Source organism: Thermodesulfobacteriota bacterium (assembly GCA_039028315.1).
Lineage (GTDB): Bacteria > Desulfobacterota_D > UBA1144 > Nemesobacterales > UBA2774 > CR02bin9.
Window position 1 is genome coordinate 1 of record JBCCIH010000161.1, and the last position, 5,706, is coordinate 5,706.

A 5,706-nucleotide genomic window follows, 5' to 3' on the forward strand; every position below is an offset into this window, starting at 1 on the left:
AAAGAGCTTGGCGTGAGCGTTAGGTATCTTCATTCTGACATAGATACGCTTGAGAGAATTGGAATCATAAGGGACCTTAGGCTCGGCAAATTTGATGTGCTTGTCGGGATCAACCTTTTGCGTGAGGGATTAGATATACCAGAGGTGTCTCTGGTCGCAATTTTAGATGCCGATAAAGAGGGGTATCTTAGATCAGAGACCTCGCTTATTCAGATATTCGGAAGAGCGGCTAGAAACGTTGACGGCAAGGTAATACTTTATGCCGACCGCATTACGGGCTCTATGCAAAAAGCCATATCGGAGACCGATAGAAGAAGAAAAATTCAAAAGGCCTATAATAAAGAACATGGCATCACCCCTGTCAGCATTAAAAAATCCGTCACGGACATACTTTCCACAATATATGAATCTGACTACTACACCGTGCCGCTTGAGGAAGAGGAAAAAGATATTGATATTGCTCCGGACAAAATTGCCCAGACAATTAATACGCTAAACAAAGAGATGAAAGAGGCCGCTAAAAATTTAGAATACGAAACTGCCGCCAAAAAAAGAGACCGGATTAAAAAACTAAGAGAACTTGAGGTTCAGTATTTAGGAAATGAGGACAAGGGCTCGCAAATTAAATAATTACCTCTAAGTAGATAGATGCTTTTTTAGATCTTCTGCGAGTTTCTTATTAAAGCCTGAAAGAGACTCTATCTCTGAAACCGCGGCTTCTCTTATTTTCGATATTGAGCCAAAGTGTTTAATCAAAACCTTTTTACGCTTAGTGCCTATTCCCGGTATAGAGTCCAGCTCTGAAGTGAGCGCTTTTTTCCCGCGTAGGCTTTTATGATAAGTGATCGCAAACCTGTGGGCTTCGTCTCTTATTCTCATTAAGAGAAAAAGAGCTTCTGAATTTTTTGAAAAAATAATGGGATTTTTTCTGCCGTGTATATAAATCTTATCGCTCTCCCCCTCTTTTCTACCCTTAGCGATTGAAGCGAGATCAACTTTGTCTAAATATGAGAGCTCCTGAAGAACGTTCTGCGCTATGTTGAGTTGGCCCTTTCCGCCGTCTATTAAAATGAGATCGGGCACTTCCCAGCCTTGCTGATCGGCCCTTGCCAGCCTTCTACTAAGAACCTCGTGCATGCTGGCATAGTCGTTTGGCCCTTTTACATTTTTTATTTTATAACGCTTATAACCGTCTTTAGCAGGCTGGCCGTTTTCAAATTTTACCAAGGAAGCTACCGTAGTAGAGCCCTGTATGTTAGAGATATCAAAACACTCTATTGAAGCGGGTAGTGTTTTGAGATGTAGTGAGGATTTTATTCTCTCTAAAATGTCGACCCCTTTTAATTCATCAGAGTATTTTCTCTGAAAGCTCTCTAGCGAGTTTCTATTTGCAAGCTCTACTTCTTTTAACTTATCGCCTCTTTGCGGGGAGTAAAGACGAACTTTGTAACCCTGTTTTTCTGAGAGCCATGATGCAATATCTGAAGACCTGTTAATACTAAGCGGAACAGTAATCTCTTTTGGAACAAACCTGTTTCCGCCGTAGAACTGAGATAAAAATTCTTCTAATATCTCTTCGTCCTCCACAAGAGCATTATTAAATGAGTACGAAGATCTGTCTACCAAGCTCCCGCCTCTGAAAAACAAAACGGAAAACTCGGCCCTCTGCCCTTCCCTATAAAAGCCAACGACATCTTTATCTTTGGTGCTCGGAGTGACAAACATCTGGGCATCCATATTTTTCTCTAAAAGCCTGATCTGATCCCTGAAGCTAGCTGCGTCCTCGTACCTTGTTTCATCAGACGCTTTTTCCATACTGTCCTTTAGAAGTTTGATGATCTGTTTTTTCTCTCCTCTTAAAAACATACGCACCTGATCCACCACTTCCCCGTAGCCTTCTTCTCCTGACTTTCCAGCACATGGGCCCAAACATAATCCCATGTAGTAGTTAAGACAGGGCCTTGAAGCATGGCGCCTGAATTTTTCATCTGTACAATCTCTTAGAGGAAAAATTTTATGGATCAACCTCTTTGCTTTTTTAAGAGCATCGGCCGAGGCAAACGGGCCGTAATATATGGCTCCGTCTTTTAATACTCTTCTCGTAAGCGATAGTCTTGGGAAATTTTCTTTTGGGTCTAGTCTAAGCGAGAGATAATTTTTGTCGTCTCTCAGCCTTATGTTGTAGCGAGGCTTTTTTTGTTTTATTAGAGAATTTTCTAAAACTAGCGCCTCTCTCTCATTTCTAGATACAAAGTAGTCTATGTCGGCGGCTTCTCTCATTAAATACTGAATCTGTGGGCGCTGCGCTATATCTGTTTCGTTTAAGTATGAGAGTAATCTGCTTCTAAGGTTTTTGGCTTTCCCTATATATATAGTCCGACCCTTTTTGTCCTTTAACAGATATACTCCAGTGGACTGCGGGATTGATTTAACCTTTTCTTTATCGAGGATCATTTATATAAATTAAAGGATATTTATCCTCAGGCAACTATATGGACAGGGTTTAAGATTGTTGTTCTACCGTGCTTTTCAAATTTTCTAATCCTTTCTCGAACATTTGCCCCACCATAGAATCCATCATCAAAACAAAATATCCTCCTATGACAGGAGCGTCCATATCTCCCGTCATTGTCCATGTGACATTTGTTTCTCCATCCTCCAAAGGGTCGTAGGTGATTGCACTTTTTGATACATATGCTCCTCCATCAAAAACAAGATCATACTCCACTCCTTTTGTTTGAGAGTCCTTTATAAAAGTTAACGCGCCATCACCGCTATCACCTGTCCATGACTGGCTTGCGCCTATCCCGCTTGTTTTCTCTCCGGGGGTTATCACTATTGATGGGTCAGCTTGCCTCCAAGGCTCCCACTTGTTCCAATTGCTCAAATTTCCTACATATTTATGTATCTCAGCCGGTGCTGCATCTATGGTTATCGATCTTTCTATATTATAATTTGTTGGTAGAAATAGCCCTATCACTACAACCACTACTATAAGCACTATTAATACCGAAAATATCGTTTTTAATAATTTCATGATAACCCCCCTGCCCTATTGTAATATTTAATCCTTATTGTTCTTCCATATCTGTTTTAAATGGGTTAGATATGTATCAGTAATATCATTACCTATATCATTTATGATAGTTCTAAATTCTGTTAGGTGTTTGTTTCTTTTATTTTCTTTCAAAATTCCCAATATAAATGCTGCTTCTATAGTTTGTATTTTTATATCTTGTATATTTTGATAAAATTTCTCTGCTTTTTGGTCCCATTTCTTACCTGTGTACTTATTATAAAGTTCTTGTATGTTTTTCTTATTATTTACCGTTGTATCTACCATACTATTTACCGCACTATTTACTTTACTAACTATCGCACTATTGCTGGATATTACTTTTTTTGTAGTTATGTCTATTTCCAATTTGTCTTTTTTTCTATTTTCTAGGATTTCATCTGGCATGTGGACTATCATTTTCCTACCATATATACCTAAAGATGGTTCTATGATACTTATGCTTAATTTTTCTTCCAGATTGTGTATGGTGTTCCTTACAGTTTTGTCCGAAAGACCTGTTTTTTCCTTGAGCTGTTTTAAACCAAAGCGAAGTTCTTGGGTTTTTTTGCTCTCACATTCATCCCTCATAGCCCAGTAAACTTTTTTCTCTGAATTAGTGTGCGAATCATCTAAAATTTGACGCTTATTTTGTCTATTTTGAGACTTTGAAGGGGAGGGCTTTTTTTCTTTATTTGGTACATCAGTAGGTACCGCAGTATCTACCACTGTCTCTATCGGTATATTTACCGCAGTATCTTTTGCTATATCTACCGAAGTAGCAACATTCTCTGAAGAGGCTCTAAGATCGTCTTTATCTACACTGGTAATTACCGCGGTATTTTTATTGTCTTCTGTGATACTACGGTCCTTCTTAAAGTCGTCAAAGTATTTAGTCGCTACTTTATGCGCATTTACAGGGCTAGAGCGCTTCTGCATAGATTCGAGCATACTGGACAAACGCCCTTTATTTGAAGGCTTTTTAGCCTTCTTAGGACGCTTCGCTGATATATTTTCTTCCTTCTTTTTGCTCATTCTTATAAACCTTTATCACAGCTCTTGCTAGCTTTCTATAATCCTTTGCGCCAGCGCTTTCAGAATCATATTCAAGTATGTGTTTACCGTATCCACTGGCCTCTCTAAGTTTAACATTATTATGTATGGGAGAGAAAGTATTTGGTTTAAATTTTTGATTAATTGCTCTTAAAACAGTCTTACTAATTGTTGTTAATTTATCATGCATCGTAGGAAGACCGTAAGGCACGATAGGAAAATCTTCTCTAGACGAAAAAATTTCAAATAAAGTTTCGTCGATCATGTTTACAGCATCTAGAGCCATCGGTTGGGTCTGAATAACAATTATCACATCATCAGCTGCAAAAAACGCGTTTATAGACAAAGTCGCAAGGGAAGGGGGGCAGTCTATCAAAACAAAGTCAAAATCACCCTCTAGCTTGCTTATTGCCTTTCTAAGCCTATGATCTTTTTCTATAAGCACAGACATGCTGAGGTCAGCCCTACTCATAGCTAGGTTTGCGGGAATTAAGTACAGTCCTTGGGTCTCATGTTCAACCACCATATCGTTGATATCTATTTTGTTGGTAGAATCGGTAAGAAGATCGTTAATTGTCTGGTCAAAATCGTTTGGATTAAATCCCAGATGAGAAGTTGCGTTTCCTTGTGGGTCAAGATCTATAATTAAAACCCTAAGCCCTTTCTCGGCCAGGCAAGCGGCCAGGTTAACCGTTGTGGTTGTCTTCCCCACGCCGCCCTTGTGGTTTGCAATGGCAATTACTTTCAACTCAATAAACGCTCCCTGTAAATGTTATATCAATTAAATGGATTTATATCAAGATAAAACTATTCGAAATAAAGATCAAACGGCGGGTGAAAATTGGAGATAAAAATTAACATTTTCTTAACATTGATTTAACACGGTAAAAAACATATAATAGATTTAGCTAGGACATAAAAAAGCCGCCGAAGCTTTAGCGGTCAGCTTAAAACAACGGCGGCAACCGGAAGGTGGAACATTTCTAATGATACCCTTTCTCACTTTTAAATGTCAAGCCTTTTGATGTCCGAGCACAACAAACCGGAATATTGTTAGGAAATTGGTGTGGCTGGAACAAAACAAGACAAAACTAAAATAGTCCAAATATGGGGTGAAATCTTAGATGAGGGTTTCACAAGCGTGCCCAATATACTGCTCAGGTATAGAACAAAAATAGGACTAAAACCAAAACACATAATGCTTATTATCGACATTATGTCCTACAAATGGGACGCTGGGCACCCCTTCCCAAGCTACTCCGCGCTGTCTAAAAGATCGGGAATAGAAGAGAGAAGTGTAAAGCGCATAACACAGGATTTAGAAGAGCTCGGGTTGCTGGTAAAAACACCCAGGTTTGATGAAGAGAGTGGAGCACAAGTTACAACAGTTTTTGATTTTAGGCCTCTTGTAGAAAAGCTAATAGAGGAGATGAATAAAGAAGGAGAAGTGCATTATAAAGCTGTCAATATGGACTCTATATCTAAAAAGTCCTACAAACCAACAAGCAGAAAAGTCAATAAAAATAGGGTTTATAAAGGGGATGACGAAAATGTCACGGGGGAGGGTGACAAAAAGGTCACCCGGGGAGTGACAGAAC

6 protein-coding genes are annotated in these 5,706 nt (G+C 39.1%); 2 read left to right on the forward strand and 4 right to left on the reverse strand.

The features are described 5' to 3' along the window. Nucleotides 1–630 (forward strand): helicase-related protein (locus AAF462_09580; protein MEM7009369.1); only part of this gene is annotated, 630 nt, incomplete at its 5' end. A 6-nt stretch (nucleotides 631–636) separates the two neighbouring features. Here the strand turns inward: AAF462_09580 and uvrC are convergent. Genes uvrC through AAF462_09600 form a run of 4 tightly spaced genes read right to left on the reverse strand, consistent with a single transcriptional unit; the run spans nucleotide 637 to nucleotide 4,856 of the window. Continuing rightward, entirely contained in the window at nucleotides 637–2,454 is a 1,818-nt protein-coding gene (gene uvrC / locus AAF462_09585) for an excinuclease ABC subunit UvrC (protein ID MEM7009370.1), read from the reverse strand. Between the two features lie 49 nt (nucleotides 2,455–2,503). Continuing rightward, entirely contained in the window at nucleotides 2,504–3,037 is a 534-nt protein-coding gene (locus AAF462_09590; GenBank protein MEM7009371.1) for an SRPBCC family protein, read from the reverse strand. Nucleotides 3,038–3,064: 27 nt separating this feature from the next. Further along, a complete protein-coding gene (locus tag AAF462_09595; GenBank protein ID MEM7009372.1) occupies nucleotides 3,065–4,090 on the reverse strand; it encodes a hypothetical protein in 1,026 nt (341 codons plus the stop codon). Continuing rightward, nucleotides 4,047–4,856 (reverse strand): ParA family protein, encoded by an 810-nt coding sequence (locus AAF462_09600; protein MEM7009373.1) that lies wholly within the window; start codon nucleotides 4,854–4,856, stop codon nucleotides 4,047–4,049. Before AAF462_09600 ends, AAF462_09595 begins: the two co-directional genes overlap by 44 nt. 318 nt (nucleotides 4,857–5,174) lie before the next feature. Here AAF462_09600 and AAF462_09605 point away from each other — a divergent pair. Beyond that, nucleotides 5,175–5,706 (forward strand): helix-turn-helix domain-containing protein (locus AAF462_09605; GenBank protein ID MEM7009374.1); only part of this gene is annotated, 532 nt, incomplete at its 3' end.